Annotated in this window: 11 protein-coding genes; 9 read left to right on the forward strand and 2 right to left on the reverse strand. The window is 61.6% G+C overall.

What is annotated here, in order from left to right; genetic code table 11:
- Positions 1–2 precede the first annotated feature (2 nt).
- A complete protein-coding gene (locus tag ABFD92_15165) occupies positions 3–1,586 on the reverse strand; it encodes an AMMECR1 domain-containing protein (GenBank protein MEN6505879.1) in 1,584 nt (527 codons plus the stop codon).
- Between the two features lie 507 nt (positions 1,587–2,093).
- Between ABFD92_15165 and ABFD92_15170 the strand changes: the two genes are divergently transcribed.
- The 5 genes from ABFD92_15170 to ABFD92_15190 all read left to right on the forward strand — a co-directional run bounded on the left by ABFD92_15170 (position 2,094) and on the right by ABFD92_15190 (position 10,801).
- The gene (locus tag ABFD92_15170) at positions 2,094–4,766 is read left to right on the forward strand and encodes a beta-galactosidase (GenBank protein ID MEN6505880.1); all 2,673 of its coding nucleotides are present in this window, start codon (positions 2,094–2,096) and stop codon (positions 4,764–4,766) included.
- A gap of 53 nt (positions 4,767–4,819) precedes the next feature.
- A complete protein-coding gene (locus ABFD92_15175; GenBank protein ID MEN6505881.1) occupies positions 4,820–5,155 on the forward strand; it encodes an HU family DNA-binding protein in 336 nt (111 codons plus the stop codon).
- Positions 5,156–5,468: 313 nt separating this feature from the next.
- A complete protein-coding gene (locus ABFD92_15180; GenBank protein MEN6505882.1) occupies positions 5,469–6,563 on the forward strand; it encodes a glycoside hydrolase family 130 protein in 1,095 nt (364 codons plus the stop codon).
- A gap of 25 nt (positions 6,564–6,588) precedes the next feature.
- Complete coding sequence (locus ABFD92_15185) at positions 6,589–7,371, forward strand: SDR family oxidoreductase (GenBank protein MEN6505883.1); 783 nt, start codon at positions 6,589–6,591, stop codon at positions 7,369–7,371.
- Positions 7,372–7,567: 196 nt separating this feature from the next.
- Entirely contained in the window at positions 7,568–10,801 is a 3,234-nt protein-coding gene (locus ABFD92_15190; GenBank protein MEN6505884.1) for a right-handed parallel beta-helix repeat-containing protein, read from the forward strand.
- Positions 10,802–10,905: 104 nt separating this feature from the next.
- Here ABFD92_15190 and ABFD92_15195 read toward each other — a convergent pair whose 3' ends face one another.
- A complete protein-coding gene (locus ABFD92_15195; protein MEN6505885.1) occupies positions 10,906–11,271 on the reverse strand; it encodes a hypothetical protein in 366 nt (121 codons plus the stop codon).
- A 208-nt stretch (positions 11,272–11,479) separates the two neighbouring features.
- Here ABFD92_15195 and ABFD92_15200 point away from each other — a divergent pair, with 208 nt between their 5' ends.
- From ABFD92_15200 to ABFD92_15215, 4 genes are all read left to right on the forward strand, one after another.
- Positions 11,480–13,186 (forward strand): hypothetical protein, encoded by a 1,707-nt coding sequence (locus ABFD92_15200; GenBank protein ID MEN6505886.1) that lies wholly within the window; start codon positions 11,480–11,482, stop codon positions 13,184–13,186.
- A 449-nt stretch (positions 13,187–13,635) separates the two neighbouring features.
- The gene (locus ABFD92_15205) at positions 13,636–14,772 is read left to right on the forward strand and encodes an ABC-three component system protein (GenBank protein MEN6505887.1); all 1,137 of its coding nucleotides are present in this window, start codon (positions 13,636–13,638) and stop codon (positions 14,770–14,772) included.
- Positions 14,769–15,248 carry a three component ABC system middle component gene (locus tag ABFD92_15210; protein MEN6505888.1) on the forward strand — a complete coding sequence of 160 codons (480 nt, stop codon included), beginning with the start codon at positions 14,769–14,771 and terminating at the stop codon, positions 15,246–15,248. Before ABFD92_15205 ends, ABFD92_15210 begins: the two co-directional genes overlap by 4 nt.
- Positions 15,245–17,257, forward strand: coding sequence for a DUF3732 domain-containing protein (locus ABFD92_15215; protein MEN6505889.1), 2,013 nt, complete (start codon positions 15,245–15,247; stop codon positions 17,255–17,257). Before ABFD92_15210 ends, ABFD92_15215 begins: the two co-directional genes overlap by 4 nt.
- The last annotated feature ends 180 nt before the right edge of the window (positions 17,258–17,437 follow it).

A 17,437-nucleotide genomic window follows, 5' to 3' on the forward strand; every position in this document is an offset into this window, starting at 1 on the left:
AGTTACTCGCTCAGAAATGCTTCCATGGCGGCGGCGCAGGCGCCGACGCTGATCTCCGCAGACGCCGGGCACGCCCGCACGCCGTGCCGGGCGCCCTCGCCCTCGGCCAGAACGTATGTTTCGATTCCCTTGTACATCTGCATGGCGCAGAATCGCCGCGCGGCTTCGATCTGTTCGCGCGACAACTCCAGTGACGCACCGCCGCGGCCGCTGACGCACAAGCCCGTCAGGGCTGTCAGGGGCTCGCCGCCGACAGGGCCGATCCCGCCCCGGCGGTCGAGCAGCGCGCTGTGGCCATGAATCTCGTATGCCCTGGCAAGCGTCTTGGGCGCGGGCAATCCGGCGTGCGCCTTCCAGGCCTGGGCCCAGGCGTCGGTCGCGGGGGCGGCCTCGACCTGCCGGGCGAGGTTTCCCAGCCCTACGGCGAGGGCTTTGCCTTCCGGCCCGCTCTGCGGCGCGTCTTTCAGGGCCTCGTACGCCAGGCACAAGTCTTCCACGCCTGCCGCGGCGGGCGTGCTGTCCAGGCGGCAGGAGATCTCGCCCTTGCCGGCCGCTCCGGCGATGGCCGCCAGCAGGGCCGTGCGGATATCCATCGCCTGCGGCGCCGGCGGCAACTGGGCGATGATCATCGCCGTGTACGCCGTGGCGGCTAGCTGGTCAGCCGGTTCGACGGTAACGACATACGCCGTGCGTTCGGTGCGTTTGATCTGGCGGGCGACGTACGCCATGGCGGCGTTGACGCTCTTGCGGACTCGGGGGGCGTCGCCGCGGGCATTGAGCCGCGCCATCGCCAGCGTGGCGGCGAGGTGTTCGCGCAGGGGCGGGGGCTCGTCGCCGACGCGATAGGCGCCGCCGGGGGCCTGGTGGCGGATCAGGTAATCAGCCGCCGCGGCGGCAAGTGTGTCGCCGGCGGCAGCGCTGCCGCCGATCACTTTGCCGCGGAAGAGTTCTTTCGCCGGTTGCCCGGGCACGGCGACAAAATGCCGCGTGCGGAACACGAACCACTTCGGCGTGCTGGCCATCGCCGCGCGGTCGAGGGGAACCTTCATCAGGCAGGCGCTGCGCATCTGCTGGCGGTCCATCGCCTCCTCGTACGCCTGCGAGGGCAGCACGCGGGCGATCTTGCCCGCCCGTTCCATCTGCAGGCCCGTCAGGCCGCACACGGATCGCGACAGTTCCGCCTCCGACGCCGGATCCGGCGAGATGATGATCTCGACCTCCACCGTCAATGCCGCCAGCACCTCCGCCGTGACGCGGTCGGGCAGCTTTTCGCTGCGCATGGCTGCCATGGCGGCCGACGCCACGCTCAGTGGCAGGCTGTCCTTGCTGGCGATCACGCGGGCAACCAGGTTGCCGCCGCTTCGCAAGGTCACCGCCGCACTGAGAGTGTGGGGCGGGGGAGGAGTCCACGAGGCAGGAACCGGTACAGCGTCAGGGGTGCTGCGACGAGTGAGGTACTCCATCATCGCCCTGCGGGCGAAATCCGCAAGATCCGTCGCAGGGTCTTCCTTAACGTGCGGCGCAGCGGGCGGTGCAGCAACGGCAGCCGACAGAAGCATCACGCTGGCGCAAGTCAGGACAGTCATGCAACCTTTATAAGCTTCCGCGTGATGACAGTAAAGCTACAAAGCGAGGTCCCAGCACAAGAGATCGCCAACAGGAGATGACGCCGATCCGGCGGCGGCCTTGCGGCGTGCGGCTTGGCATCTGTTGATCTTCGCGGTGAAATATCCGCGGTGGAGATGGAAAAAATGCACAAGTACACGTTTCAGGGCAGCTATGGTCACAAACACTGTTATGTCATGAGTTTAAATCTAATTCCGCCGCAATGGGGCTACTGGGCCAGAGGAAAGCACTTATGCAACCGAATATGAACGTAAAGACTATAATAATAAAGGAATAGCATTAAAGAAGGCGTCAAAACGACGGTGGGGAGGCCCATGATATGGCGATGGGCACTTCGGGGGCTCGGTGGCACAAAGGCCGTTTTTAGTTGCATAACCTTCAGGGATTCTTACACTTTGCAGTGATTCAGTGTTGGAAAAGGGAACCGCCGGCTTCTTCCGCCCTTGCGGGACGCAAGGAGACCCTTAATGCCTACTGTTACATACGATGATGGCAGCTTCCTGCTGGACAACCAGCGGCTGTGGTTGGTCAGCGGAACCGTTCATTATTTCCGCACGCCATCGGCGCTGTGGCCGGATCGTCTGCTCAAAGCCAAGCGAGCGGGGCTGAACTGCATCTGCACGTACGTTCCGTGGAACTTTCACGAGCCTCTCGAGGGCAAATGGGAGATCATGGGCGATCATGACGTGTTCGAGTTCATCCGCCTCGCCGAGGAGCTGGGGCTGTACGTGATCCTGCGTCCGGGTCCTTACATCGGCGGGCAGTGGGACTTCGGCGGTTTGCCGGCGTGGCTGCTGGCCAAGCCCGGTCTGGCGCTGCGGGCCAATAATGCCACCTTCCTGCATTACTTCGACAAGTACTTCCGCAAGATGCTCCCGCGGCTGGCCGAGCAGCAAGTCACGCGCGGCGGCAACATCATCCTGGTCCAGAACGAAAACGAGTACACGCTGCGCACCATGCCCGACCGCCTGCAGTACCTCGAGTTCGTCAGCCAACTGCTGCGACGCGGCGGTTTTGAAGTGCCCATCATCACCTGCAACGACCTGACGGAACCGGCGGTGCCCGAGGCCGTCGAGACCGTACGCGGGTGGGACCGCACGATCCAGGATCTCAAACGCCTGCGGGCTCGCCAGGGCGGGGCGCCGCTGATGGTGAGCGAACTGTGGACCGGCCACTACGATCAGTGGGGCGGGCAGCATACCCGTCGCGGGGCCTCTGACGTGGCGCGCAAAGCGATGGAAATCCTCGGCTGCGGCGCCCAGTTCAACTACTATCCCTGGCACGGGGGCACGAACTTCGCCTTCAAGGCCGGTTCGCCCGGCGACGGCCCCGACAGCTTCCAGACCACCAGCTTCGACTTCGACGCCCCGCTGTCCGAAGGCGGAGGCCTCACCGAGAAATACTACACCACCCGCCTGGTGAATCTGCTGGCCCAGCACATGGGACAGTTCCTGGCCGCCTCGTACGCCCAGGAAGTCCGCGTGAATATCCACGACTCCTCGACCGTGCTCAACCTCTCCGGGTCGCGCGGACGATGGGCGGTGGTGACCAATAACGGCCGCCAGGACATCAAGCGGGCCGCCGTCTCGCTGCCCGACGGGACCGACATTGACGTGTCGCTGGAGCCGCTGGGGGCGATGGCCGTTCCGCTGGGTCTGCAACTGACCGAGCAGGTCAAGCTCGACTGGTCCAACGTCACGCCGCTGGGATTCTTCCGCCACAAGGTGCTGGTCTTCCACGGTCCGGCGGGCTGGCCCGCTCGCATCAGCCTCAACGGCGCGGTGCTCACTGCCGCCATCGGAAGCGATGACGAACCGGTGATGCTCGAGGCGCACGGCCTGACGATCGTGCTGGTCAACAGCTCGCTGGCGATGCGCACGTGGGTGTTGGACGAGACGCTGATTCTGGGTCCGGATTTCGTCGGCGTCGAGGCCGCCGACGTGGTCTTCAACCATGCCGCGCCGCAGTATGCGATGATCGCTTTCGACGGCAAGCTCACGCACAAGAAGATCAAGCCCGCCGGCCGGGCGGCGGTCAAGCCCATCAAGCTGGGCTCGTGGAACCGCACCGGCGTCAGCAAAGAGCCTCTGGGCGACGGCACGCTGGAGTGGCTCAAGCTCGACCGCCCGCGCGACGTCGACTTCCTGGGCATCCACGACGGCTACATCTGGTATCGCCTGGAAAGCACCGAAGACAAACCCGTCAAGCGGCAGTTGTTCCTGCCCGAGTGCGAGGACCGCGCCACGCTGTACCTCAACGGGAAGCGCCTGGGCATCTGGGGGCGCGGCGACGGCGCCGTTCGCACGCCCATCAACGCCGACTTCCGCAAGGGCGACAACGTCCTGACGATGCTGGTCGACAACCTCGGCCGCCCGAGCACCGGCCATAAGCTCGGTCAGCGCAAGGGCCTGGCAAACCACGTCTTTGACGCGCGGGCGCTGCAGCGGGGCAAGTTCAAGGTCAAGGCCGTCGAGGCGTTCCCCAAGCGGATCGTGCCGCGGCAGTTGCTGTTCATGCTCGACGACCTGCAGGGCGTGCCGGTCTGGGAAGCCCAGCTCGTCATTACCCTGAACAAGGTCGCGCCGATCCACTTGGCGTACACGGATCTGCCCCATCACGTGGCGATCCTGTGCAATGAGCGCACGGTGGCGTTCCTGCCTCACCAGGGCAGCGGGTTCGGCGATGCGACGCTGGGCGCCGAACTCAAGAAGGGCAAGAACGTCCTGAAGATCCTGCTCTGGGGCGATGTCAACGCCAAGCTGCTGGACAACATCAAGATGTACAGCCTCAACGAGCCGGTGACGGCCCAGGGGCGGTTGACGTGCCGCGCCTGGCAGATGCCCGCCGACGCCTCGGGCGCCCTCGGCGGCGACCGCCCGGCATGGTACAAGGCCCAGTTCAATTATGAACCCGCCCCCGAGGCGCTGTTCCTGCGCATCTCCGGTCCAGGCAAGGGCCAGATCTTTCTCAACGGGCACAACGTCGGACGGTACTGGTCGATCGGTCCGCAGGAATTCTATTATCTTCCTGAGTGCTGGTTGAAGCAGGAAAACGACGTCACGCTGTTCGTGGAAGACGGTCATCGGCCCACTGGGACGAGTCTGGAGTTCAGCGCGACGGGACCGTACGGTCCGCGCTGAGCGGCTGTGAATTTGCTTGAACGCGAGAAGTCTTTTAGCTACTATTACTTGCGATGGCAGCGGCATACATTGGTCAGAAGGGAACTACAGTGCATACGGTAACGAAAAAAGAACTCGTTGATCGCATTGCCGACAAGACCAACCAGAAGCGCGTGCTGGTGAAAGAAGTCGTTCAGGTCTTCCTGGACGAAGTCATTGCTGAACTTGGCAGCGGCAACCGTCTGGAGTTCCGCGACTTCGGCGTTTTCGAGATCAAGCAGCGCGCCGCCCGGACCGCCCAGAACCCCAAGACCCTCGAACGCGTCCAGGTCGCCGCCAAGCGTACCGTCAAATTCAAAATGGGTCGCGTCATGAAAGAAAAGATGCAGCCCGCACAAGGCGGCGCATAAAGCCGCTTGCGGCTTGGCATCTTTTTCAGGTCCGAAGATTAGGGATTTACCACAGAGTCACAGAGTCACAGAGGAAGCGGGGGAAAACCATAATGCAGCGCGACCACCTATGGATCGCGACCTATGGAGTGCGGCAGCAGCTGCTGCCGCTTTGGCTGTCTTTGGACAAGCAGCACACCGTTCCCATCGAACAACATCCAAAGCGGCAGCTAAGGCTGCCGCACTCCATATATCCTCTCGCTTTTCTCCGAGCCTCTGTGGTAAATCCCTGATCTTTCAGCGCGCTAAACTTCTGCGATAGCAGGGGAGCGCCATGCCTAATCCACTCATCCCTTCGGGGGCCGTTTCGCCGCTGGTGCGGCACCAGCGCAATCCGCTGCTGACGTCCCGCGACGTGCCTTACCCTTCGACGCTGGTCTACAACGCCGGCGTCGTCAAGTTCGCCGGGCGGTACGCGATGATGTTCCGCAACGATTACGGCCGCTGGGGCGACCCGCGGCTGGAGGGCACGAACATCGGGCTGGCCTGGAGCACCGATGGCGTGACGTGGGAGGTCGCGCCCGAACCGGTCATCACGGTCGAGAAGGCCCGGCGGTGGGTGAAGGACTACTCGCCGTACCACGACGCCGATCGCGAGTTGCTGTTCGTCAACGATCCGCGGCTGACGGTGCTGGAGGGGCGAGTGTATTGCTGCCTGGCGTTTTTCATGGCTTCGGGGCTGTGCGGGGGAGTGCTGGTGACGGACGATTTCGACCACTTCACGCTGCTGTCGATGACCGTGCCCGACAACCGCAACCTGGTGATATTCCCGCAGCGGCACAAGGGGCACTATCTGCGTTTTGAGCGCCCATTTAACAACTATGGCGGAGCGGCGATGGGCGCGGGGCGATACTCGCTGTGGCTCAGCGAGTCGCCGGACCTGCTGTTCTGGGGACGCTCGCGACGGCTGTTGTCTTACTCCGAGGTGCCTTACGCCAACGAGCGCGTCGGCGCCGGACCCCAGCCGGTCCTGACGCCGGGCGGTTGGCTGGCGATGTTTCACTCGGTATATCACGATGCCGCCTGGGGCAAGCGCGGGTGGGAACCCAAGTGGGACCGCCACTACGACGCCGGGCTGATGCTGCTGGATCTGGACGATCCGTCCAAGGTGCTGGCCGTATCCAACGTGCCGGTGCTCTCGCCGTCGGCGCCGTACGAGATGGCCGGCGGCGACACGTTCGAAACCAGTGGCTTTCGCGGAGGCGTGGTCTTTCCCACGGGTATGATTCTGGAGGACAGCGGGGAGGTGAAGGTCTACTACGGGGCGGCCGACTCGTTCGTGTGCCTGGCGACGGCGAACGTGGAAGACCTGCTGCGGTTCTGCCTGGAGAACCCCGTTGCCAGGCCTGAGGCGTCGCCGGGCGATTGATCGGCGAACAATAGAGGAGAACGTCATGACTCAGACCATCGACAAAACGCTGGCTCGCCGCCCGGAAGACTGGAAGTTCGCCCCCCAGCCGCTGGAAGGAAAGAAAATCGTGCTCTCCGGCGGGACGACCGGCATCGGGCGGGCCATCCTGCTCATGCTCACCGCCGAGGGCGCCGACGTGTTGACCTTCGCCCGCGGCAAGACCGAGCTCGACGAGGCGCTGGCGGCCGCCGATGGCGCCGCGGGCAAGGCGTACGGTCTGACAGCCGACCAGTCGCGACCGGACGACCTCAAGGCGGTCTTCGCCCGGGTCGATCGCGATCTGGGCGGGCTGGACATCCTGATCAACTGTGCAGCCGTCGCCGGCGGCAGCGTGACCGACAGCGGGTTTGAAGAAACGCAGTCGGTGCTGCACACGAACATCGACGGGTACGTGCAGTGCTGCCGCCTGGCGCTGGAGCGCATGAAGGACAACCAGGGGCACATCGTCAACATCGGCTCGATGAGCGCCCATGTGCGAGAGAGCGGCAGCGACATTTACGCCGCCACCAAGGCCGCCGTCATGGCCTTCAGCGACTCGCTACGCAAGACCCTCAACAAGAAGGGCATCCGCGTCAGCCTCATCGAGCCCGGAAGCGTCGGGTCGGACATGCAGCCGACAAGCCCCCAGGAAGAAGCCCAGCGCCAGAAACGCGGCGAAATGCTCGTCGCCGACGACATCGCCGAGGCCGTCCACTACTGCCTCACCCAACCGTCGCGATGCGAAATCATGACGCTGCAGATCAAACCGACGCGCCAGATCATATGACCGCGTTCCGGCCGCAGGTGGACACTCCCCGGCGCGATAGCGGCTTGGCAGTATTTCAAATCGGGCGCGCCGACGATATAACGTCGGATAACGCGTGAGGGAGAGTATGAGAAAGCTCGGCATATATCACTGCGCAACGGCATGTTTACTTGTGGGTTTGTCATTTTGCCATTCTCTGGCCGCTGCGGACTTCTACGTGTCTCCGGGCGGCGACGACGCCAACGGCGGCACGGCTGACAAGCCGGTGGCGACGATCGCGGCGGCGCGCGACCTGGTGCGGGCGAAGATCGCCGGCGGGATGAAAGAGGACATCGTCGTCCACGTCGGGGCGGGCAACTACTTCATCGAGGCGCCGGTGGTCTTCGACGACCGCGACGGCGGGCGCGACGGGCACACGATCACGTACCGCGGCGCGCCGAACCTGGGCAGCCGCCTCTATGGCGGGCGGCGGATCGTGAACTGGAAGAAGCACAGCGAAACCGAAGTCGCCGCCGACGTGCCGGACCTGCAGGAGCACTTCACGCTCTATGAGAACGACCGCGCGGCCAACGGCGGCATGTTCCACCAGTTCGAGGGCACGGCCGAGGGCAACTGGCGTCGCGAGGGCACGCGGCTGATCTACATCCCGCGTCGAACGCCCATCGAGGAGCAGGTCGTGGTGCTGGGGACGGCCAAGGACGTGCTGGTGATCAAGGGGCGCTCAATGGAGCAGATCGCCGGCAATCTCGTCTTCGACGGCCTGTACATGATCGGTTCGGACTTCGCCAGCCAGTGGACGCGCGGGGTGACGGACTTCATCGGCTGGGACGGCCAATACGATGGTCGGCTCTGGAACGGGCGACCGCTGGGCGTGATGGCCCCGGACATGCGCCACGCGCAGGTCTTCGTCGAGAACGCCCGCAACATCGTGATCCGCAACTGCAAGCTCTACGGCGCGGGGTTCATGGCCGGCATGTTCCATCGCTGGGCCCAGGACAACCGCGTCGAGAACTGCTGGATCGAAAACGCAGGCTGCAACGGCCTGTTCTTCCTGGGCTGGGAGTGCGGGCGCGGGCCTTTCAAGACCCTCGCCGCCTCGTACGTCAACAAGAAGAACGTCGTGCGCAACAACGTCTTCTACGACATCGGGCGGTTCGCCTTTGACGGCGGCGGCGTGTACGTGGTCTTCAGCGGCGACAACGTCGTCGAGCACAACGTCTTTCGCGGCATCACACGCTACGGCGTGGCGACCAAGGGCTGGCGGCCGAAGATGATCAACATCCTCTACCGCTACACCCAGACGCCGCAGCGGAACGAATCTGCCGAGAAGCCCTTCGACGACGCGGGCGTGAGGTACTACGACGGCTATGTGGTGACCGAAGCCAACCAGGGCGCCGAGCTGAACCATTCGCGCAACAACGTCGTGCGCTACAACGACTTTTCGCAGATCGCGCGGTCCGGCAGCGACATGGGGATGATCGAGATGTGGGGCGCGGGCACCGGCAACGTCTGGGAGTACAACGCCCTGCACGACCAGGTGCAGAATGGCGGCTGGGACGAGTGGATGCACACGCTGTTCAACGACGACGGTTCGCACGCCGCGACGCTGCGGGGCAATGTGATGTACTGGATCGTCGGCGGCGGGCGCAGCCGCGCGATCATGGCCAAGGGCAACGACCAGGCCAACGTGTGCAACATCGTCGCCGACAGCATGCTCTCCGGCGCCGCGACGATCGGGCCGTTCGTCGAGGCGGCCCACGACATGATCTGGTCGCACAACATTCTGGCCGCGCAGATTCCGACGCTCTACCACGGCGGGCACGGGCACGAGACCGTCGCCGGCGTGGCCCACCCGATCCTCAAGCAGGTCGAAGGCAACGTCTACTGGTACCAGCCGATGGGCGACCAGGCCGGCTCGAAGGAGGATCGCGTCCGCATTCAGCGCCAGGTGGAAGAGACCGCCAGGGGCGGCAAGATGGAAAAGGGCTCGCTGTACGCCGACCCGATGTTCGACCGCAAGCGGCCGTGGTGGGACGCCCACTACACCGACTATCGCCTCAAGGCCGACTCGCCCGCCCTCAAGCTGGGCTTCCAGCAGACAGACATGGCGAAGATCGGCCTGCGGAATGATTATCCCTTCAAGCTGACCGACGTGCTGGCGCACCCGGCCGGTGAAACGTGGAAGGCGGCGAACTTCACTCGGCTCTACAAGATGCACGCCGCCGGCGAGCGGCTGCGCCCCTACGCTACCCGCGGCCTGGACAAGGGCGCATGGGTGCGATATGGCAATGTCGACTTTGGCGACGGGCGCTTCAAGCTCTTCCGCGCGAGGCTGGAGTGGCTGGCGCCCAGGCAGGCCTTCGCGACGACGCTGGGCGGCAAGACGATCACCGCGATGGAGCTGGGCGACTCCTGGTGCCCGATCCCGTACTGGCAGGTCAGCCCCGCCTACACACAGGCGGGCAGGAAAGGCCCCGAACTGATCGACGTGCCCTTCGCGCCGGAGAAGGACCCCGCGGCCGTCGCGTGGACCACCGTGACCGAGCCGCTGGTCAGCCGTGCGACCGTCAAGCACCCCCTTGGCGTGATCAACTGCGACGTCGCCAACGGCGAGAACCACGCCAACAGCGCCGCGTACATGCGTTCGAGCATCTACGCCAAAAGCGGCGGCCGCACCGGCGTCGAGATCCGCGGCAGCCACGGCGTGAAGGTCTGGCTCAACGGCAAGGAGGTTTTCTCGAAGGTCGGCGGCGTGAACGACTCACCGCGGGTGGCGATGACCTTCCGCAAGGGCTGGAACGAGCTGCTGGTGAAGGTCGTGCAGGACGACAAGCCCTGGAAGCCCGACATGCACGGCTGGGGCAACTTCTGGGCCAGCGTCACGATGCATTACCGCGCCGTGGGCGATGCGTTTATCGTGCCCGGCCCGCCGGGAAAAGAACTGGCGATCCAGCCGCACCAGGGCACGGCCGTAGAACTGCGCCTCGACGCCCCCGACGGCGGGCTCATCGGCGAGTTGCAGTTCGGCCAGCCGACCTGCCCGATCAAGAAGACCATTGGCCGCCACGATCTGTTCCTAATCTTCCCCAACCAGAACGTCCAGACGCTGGACTGGTTCCGGTTCGAGGGACGCGAGGGAGATGAGCAGATCGTGCTGCCCGAGCCGGTTCCGGAGCAACCTTCTTCGATCAGCGCCAGCGGCAAGCTGCTCGTGATCAACGTTATGGGCGGCCCGGGCGAATCACGCTATGTCGCTGCCGGGCGGCAGATGAAGCTCGATGAGTTAACCGCGATGCTCAAGTCCGCCGTCAAGGGCGATCCTCATCTCAAGACGCTCATTCGCGGCGATCGGAACGCTCTACACGGCACCGTGGCCGCGGCCGTGGCGGCCTGCAAAGAGGCCGGTGTGGGAGCGGCCAACATCGCCTACGACGTCAGGCCGGCCCGGTGAGGTGCGGTTACTGAACTGATAGCAAATTTGATCCTGGGGCTGGCCAGGACCCGGGGTATGTAGCTGATAGCCGACAGGTTGCACTGCGGTGAACTCCTGCCGCCCTAGCATGCGGCCGCATTGCGCAAGACACCGTACAGGGGCATGAACATCCCGATCTCGAAGACCGCCATGGCGGCCAGTACCGCGAGGATCGCCGTGATGTTGATGATTCCTTTGACGAGCGGGTTGAAGGGGACAGCCTCTTTTCCGATCAGGATTGCGCAAAAGCAGATGAGCGGCCAATACGGCGGATGCAGCATCAGCCACTGAGTCAGGGCAGGCAGCGAAACGCCCATCTTGGCGTAGATGTCGAACAACACCGGACACATCAGCCGCGCCTTGACGAACATAAAGCACCCCAACAGCACGGCCACGGCCATCACGATCGCCGACCCAATCTGCCAACCCCTACGCGTCGCGTAGGTCATAGTCTTGCTCCTTGCGGTTCCAAGGCATCTGTCCCACTGGCCCCATCTCCTGCGCATGCAAGAACAACCACAGAATATCCGGCTGAGTTATGTGACTGATAGGAAATTACTGATAGGAAATTTGATCCTGGGACTGGGCGGGACATCGTGGCGGGAGTATCATCTAGGTCGCGTCGCAAATATGCGGCAACAGAATCGGGAGCATTACATGCGTCAACTGAACACGGTCGCCATCCTGATCCTTATCATTGCGGCGGGCTCTTCCTCGATTCAGGCTGAGGAGGCCGCCGGGCCATTCGAGAACATCAAGACCGCTCCGGTGGCGGTCACGTGGCAGTACAGCACCGACGGCGGAAAGACGTTCGCCGGCACTGCGCAGGCCGGTCCGCCGGCGGGGCCGCCGGCTGGCATCGACGTCAACCAGCAGGCCCGCCCGATCAACTCGTATGTCTGGAAGGGCACATTCGACGTTGCCGATCCGGGCAAAATCGCCGGCCTGTGGGTGCGCCTCGCCGAGGAAGGCCCCGACCCGCGCGCCTCGATCTGCTCGGGCGACCTGATCCTCGCCAGCGGCGGGTACTGGAAGGACCTGGGCTTCTGCCCGACGCTGCTCAACGCAGAGATCACCTTCAACGGCAAGGCCGTCAAGCTCTCCAACAGCGGCGTGCTCGTCTTCTGGGCGCCGCTCGAGGGCGAAATCAAGAAGGGCGCAAACACGGTCGAGGTTCGCGGCCATGTGTACACCTATTGGGGCTCCAAGCCCGCAAAGGCTCTTGACGCGCGAGTGGTGTCAGCCGCCGCCCAGCCGACAAAAATCATCAACGGCCCCGTCCTGGGCGACTTCGGCGACGGGTATTTCACCCTGTGTTTCCGCACGCAATTGCCGGCCGAGGCGACGGTCGAGGCTGCGCCCGATGGCGGCAAGGCCGTGACGGCGGCCTCGAGCGGAAAGATCTGGCACCGCATCCGCGTGGAGGTGCCCAAGGGCACGAAGAAGGTCGCCTACACCGTCACAGCCAAGGTGGGCGAGCACCAGACCCAAAGCGGCCCGTACACGATCGAGTTGCCCGGCTCGGAGTACACGTTCATCGCTTTCGGGAATGTCGGGGGCAATATCGTCGGCGTGACCAACTGGACAGCCAACGCCCGGCGCATCCTCAAAGCCAGGCCCGCGTTCATCGTCAACACCGGCAATCTGATGGAGCAGGGCTCCTGGACGTTCAACTGGGAGCCGCTGTACTTCGCCCCTGCCGGCGAGTTGATGGCCCGCGTGCCGACGCTGATCACGCCTTCGGGACGCGACTTTGCGGGCATGTCCAGGGAACTGTACTACACGCCTGCCGCCGACGGGCTGTCGCACAACTGGTCCAAGGCGATCGGGTCGGTGCGCTTTATCGGCATCGATCGGATGACCGACTGGGAAGTCGGCAACGGCAACGCCCAGTGGCTGGAGAAGGAACTGGCCGCGGCGAAGGAGAAATTCGTCGTCGTGCTGTGCGGCATCCCGGGGTACGCCTCGGGCAAGAACAGCCGCGGCATGGAGCGCGTCCTCAAGCCGACGCGCGACGTGATTCTCCCGCTGCTGGGCAAATACAAGGCCACGCTCATGCTGGCCAGTTGGGATCCGGACTACGAGCGCTGCGAGCCGACGCCGGACAAGGGCGTGACGCAGATCTGCACCGGATGCATCGGCAAGGTGTACGGCTTCAGCTTCAGCCGAGCGCAGAACTCCAATCCCTTCGGCCCCAAAAACAAACCCAACTGGGCCGGCTTCGTGGCGCCGCACTGTTGCGTCTTCGAGGTCAAAGGCGACACGATGGAAATGCGAGTGATCGGCCTGCCCGGCAACGCCGCCGGCGACGACATCAAGTCGTTCCCCGTCAACGACAAGAAAACCTTCAAGGCCAGAGAATAGGTATGGATCGCCACGAGTCCTATTTCTTCAGCACCTTGGCCAAAGCTTCGATCCGATCGGCATTTGGTTTCGAAAGGCCAAGAAGACAACTGAAAGACACGAAAACCGTATGGTGCCCCGGATAACGCAGCCAAGACCACGATCTTCTGCACTAAAATCGCGGCTCAAACCTGCTTTCCAGCGAGTTGACCGTCTCCCCTGATCCCTTCTGCCTTCCTCCATATCTCGGCCGCTCCTCTGGCCGGGATTCTCTCCCCGAGCTAGCGAGAGATCTTACCTTGAACATGCAGCTTGACAAGCATTTAGATTGATGCTTTGCTTACATAGGGTGGACAGCAAGAGCAAGTCCTCGGGTCCACTCTACGTGTATTATTGACTGCTTCTAGTCGCCTGCTGCGTAGTGACTATGCCAGCATGTTGCAGTAACTAATGATGAGTAAGGTAGCGGGATGAGTTTCGGGTGCAAATACTCGGCTGCGGCGTCGGCCTACGGATACTTCTTCCAGCTCTGCAGGGCTGCCGAACGCCTCTTGACGCACACAGACTGCCAGGCCGTCGCCCTAGAGACTCTTGACGACGTTGTTGAGTACAACTACGCAGGCATCGAAGCTGAACAGGACAAGGCTACGCTCGTTCATACAAATCCGCTAGTGGACTCAGGAAGCAACCTGTGGAAGACACTCAGAATTTGGGTTGAACTCGAAGAGACGCACGGGCAGGCACTCCATCAATATACCCTTGTGACCAACAGCACTGTGAGGCCCCAAGCCAGTAGCTTCATCGGGCGCCTGTTGGAACGCGACTCAACCGTCGCGACAGATCTCTTAGCCTACGAAGCTGCTGACGCTACGGTCCAAGAGATACTCCCATTTCTTTCCGAACATAGGGCGTCTCTGGAGAAAGTCCTCTCCAAGCTTGAAGTCTCATATGCTATTGAGGGTGACGTGAACAGCGTCGCCCGTTCGCTGCAGTGCATCGAGTCAATCAAGACGCAAGTGGCCGAATCAATCGTTGGATGGCTGTTTGCATTCTGTATGGATCATTGGCAGCGTCAGCAGTCCGTCGTAGTAGGTCGGGAGGTTTTTCTCACAGCTCTGGGGAAAATAGTTTATCGTGTCCGCTCTGAGCGATGGCGACTTCGTCCTGAAGTAGAGATTATCCTGCAGCCTGCGGATGTGGCAGGCAGCCGGAGCAAGAGATTTGTCGACCACCTCCTAAGCATCGAGCTAACTGATGACATGGTGTCCGATTCGATCCTGGACTTTCTACGTACTCAATCAGAGAAGACTCGGCTTCTCGATCAGGCTGAGGTTTTGCCCACCGACTTCGAGCAGCTAGACAAAGACAGCAGGCGACACTGGACGATGAAGAAGCACGAGATCCTTGTCGAGCACCCCGACTTCGAGGCAGTGCGGCAAGGCAAGTTAATCTGGACGCGTACCATGGCTTGTCCACAGCTTCATCTTTGTGGCGTGACCATAGGGAGTGGCTACTTTTCTTCTGGAACATTGCACTATCTTGCTGAGCAGGATCAGGTTTATTGGCATCCGCACTTCTCAGGAGATCTTCCTGTGGAGAAGGTATGACTCGCGAGATTGCAGATAACCTGCTGAATCCTGCATTGGGAGCAGTTCTCCTCGCCGCGTTTGGGCATAAATGGCAGGAACATGCACATGATGCGAATATTGACCCATGGAAGGTATTTCTTGTGCTGCCCATGGCTCTTCACCAGCCTACCGTGAACCAGATAGCGACAATGCGTTTCCAGACCGGCCTTGAGCCTGCATTGTCTAGTTGCCCTTCTATCCGCTCGGGGCTACAGGATAGAGTCTCGGCCTTCATGTCGCTTTCGATGCGATCAATACTATTCGCTGACTCTTGTGGTTGGCTGTCTTGCGGGCGCGACTGCCGGCTGCATGTTGATATCGCCGCGCACGCCGTGCGCGGTATGCACCTGCCCTCATCGATCAAACAGAGATTGAGGGCGTGTGAACGTCTCGCTGCATGGTTTCCGTTCTATTCAACACCTCAACTGTTTGCGCTGCTAGGAGTGCGGCTATGAAATGCTATATTGGGCAAATAATACTCTACCCAAAGGATCAACGTCATCGGCCGCGCGTCCTTCACCTTGAACCGACAGGCGTTAATGTTATCACAGGGACCAGTAAACGAGGCAAATCCGCTGTAGGGAAGATTATCGACTATTGCCTTGCCAGCAGTGTCTGCCAAATCCCTAAAGGAGTGATTCGTACTACGGTGGCATGGTATGGGATTGGTCTGCAACTGGCAGGCAGGTATGTCTTCATCGCGCGGAGAGAGCCCGGTGATCAGGTGGCTTCGCGTGACTTCTGTGTCTTGACCTCAGAAGGGGCTTGCAGCCCTCTGCCACAGTCCCTTGAGCGCACCAAGTCTTTCGAGGACGTTAAGGAGCTTCTGAATGCCGAAGCTGGCCTAGCCGCTATCCCCCTGGAGGCCTTCAAGAGAGCGCAAGAATCCTTCGGCGGCGCGCCAGGGTTTCGTGATTTGATTGCCTTCAACTTTCTTCCACAGCACATTGTTGCGAATCCTCAGACGCTGTTCTATCGTACAGATGATTACGTTTACTTTGAACGGCTGAAGAAGATTCTTCCCTTGGCTGTGGGCGCCGTAACGCAAGAAGGGCTTCTGGCAGAGCTCCATTACGGCGAGCTAATGAGAGAAATCAGAGACTTAGGCGAGCAGATCAAGGCACGACGGGAGGCCGTCGATACGTGGCAAGAGGAAGGCAAGACACTATATGAAAGAGCACTGGAAGCCGGTCTTATCCCCGACAACTTGGCGGTTGATGATGCCGATGAAGATATATCCTACACATCGATCCTCAGCACTGCCAAGCAGCTATACGATGAGCATAAGAGGCCATCGCCTGTCGGAATGGCTGAGCGGTTTGCCAAGCACCTTGTGCATGTGCGTCAAGGGCTAGAGCGACTTGAGCAACGACGTCAGTCGCTGAAACGCAAATTGGTACGCTGCACTCATTGGCAGGAGACAACGAAGGATTACCGCCAGAGCTTGGAGGTGCAGTTGGAAAGACTCTCCGTTGCCGATCAACTTCGACAACTTGCCAGAGGCACAACGTGCCCGTTCTGCGGATCACTTACGGCTGTAGTCCAGGACGCGCTTAACAATATGGCTACGGAAGCAGAGGCCCTCCGATCGCGAGTGGGAGATTCCGACGAGGTACAGACGGGTAGACTCTTGGCCCTCACGAAGGATGTACACGATGAGTTGCACAACGTGGAGTCGAGAATCTGGAAGCTAACCCAACATCTGAGTCAACTGGAAAGTCGGCAAAGCGAGGTAAAGATGTTCCAGGACGCGGAGAGAGTCGCGGCACGGCTGATAGGACAGATAGAGCAACTGCTTGCCACTGTCGATGTGGGCGGCGCAGCTACTTCCTTGGAAGGCAGAAAGACTGCACTCGAAACACAGGCGAAGGACATACGGGAGAAGTATGGTATTGGCAGGCGTACCAGTCGCACTAAAGATGTTCTTGCTCGCTTGTCGGCCAGTATCTCCGGCTTTGCATCGCAGCTTGGCTTGGAGTGGTCGGAAGAGAATCCAACAATTGATCTAAACCGTCTTACACTAGTCTTCTCGTCTTCTGGTGAGGGGGCATCAAGAACACTGCTGTCGGAACTTGGCAGCGGTGAGAACTGGATGGGATACCACCTAGCGACATTCCTGGCACTCCATAAGGCCTTTGGGGCGAAGGCCAGCATGTCGCATGTTCCATCCTTCTTGATTATTGACCAGCCGACTCAAGTGTATTTTCCAACGCAAGCTGATGCTTACGATAATCGCCAAGCACTTAAACTTGATAATGACGTTCAGAAGGCTAAGGCGATATTTCGGGTGTTGGCGGACAGCATCGCGTGCATGGATGTGCCGCTTCAGATCATTGTGACGGAGCACGCCGACAAGGACACCTGGGGTGAGTACGCAGTGCATGAGGTAGCGAACTGGCGAGAGGGGAAAGACGATCCCGCACTGATACCGTCGAGTTGGATGTCGGAAGGCGTCTCTATATGAGCCGCAGGTTTGCTGCCAGCGGTGTCCTGCTGTGAGGGGGCTAAAGGGTCAGGGGGCTAAAGGGACAGAAACCTTCTGATTCTGGCCAAGACCAAAGAGCACGGGGGAGTCCTTCGAGAGGCTCAGGGTGTAATGCCCATGCCGCGCGGGCGAGATGTCCGCAACACCCGAGAGCATGGG

Source organism: Planctomycetaceae bacterium, from assembly GCA_039680605.1.
Taxonomy (GTDB): Bacteria; Planctomycetota; Phycisphaerae; order SM23-33; family SM23-33; genus JAJFUU01.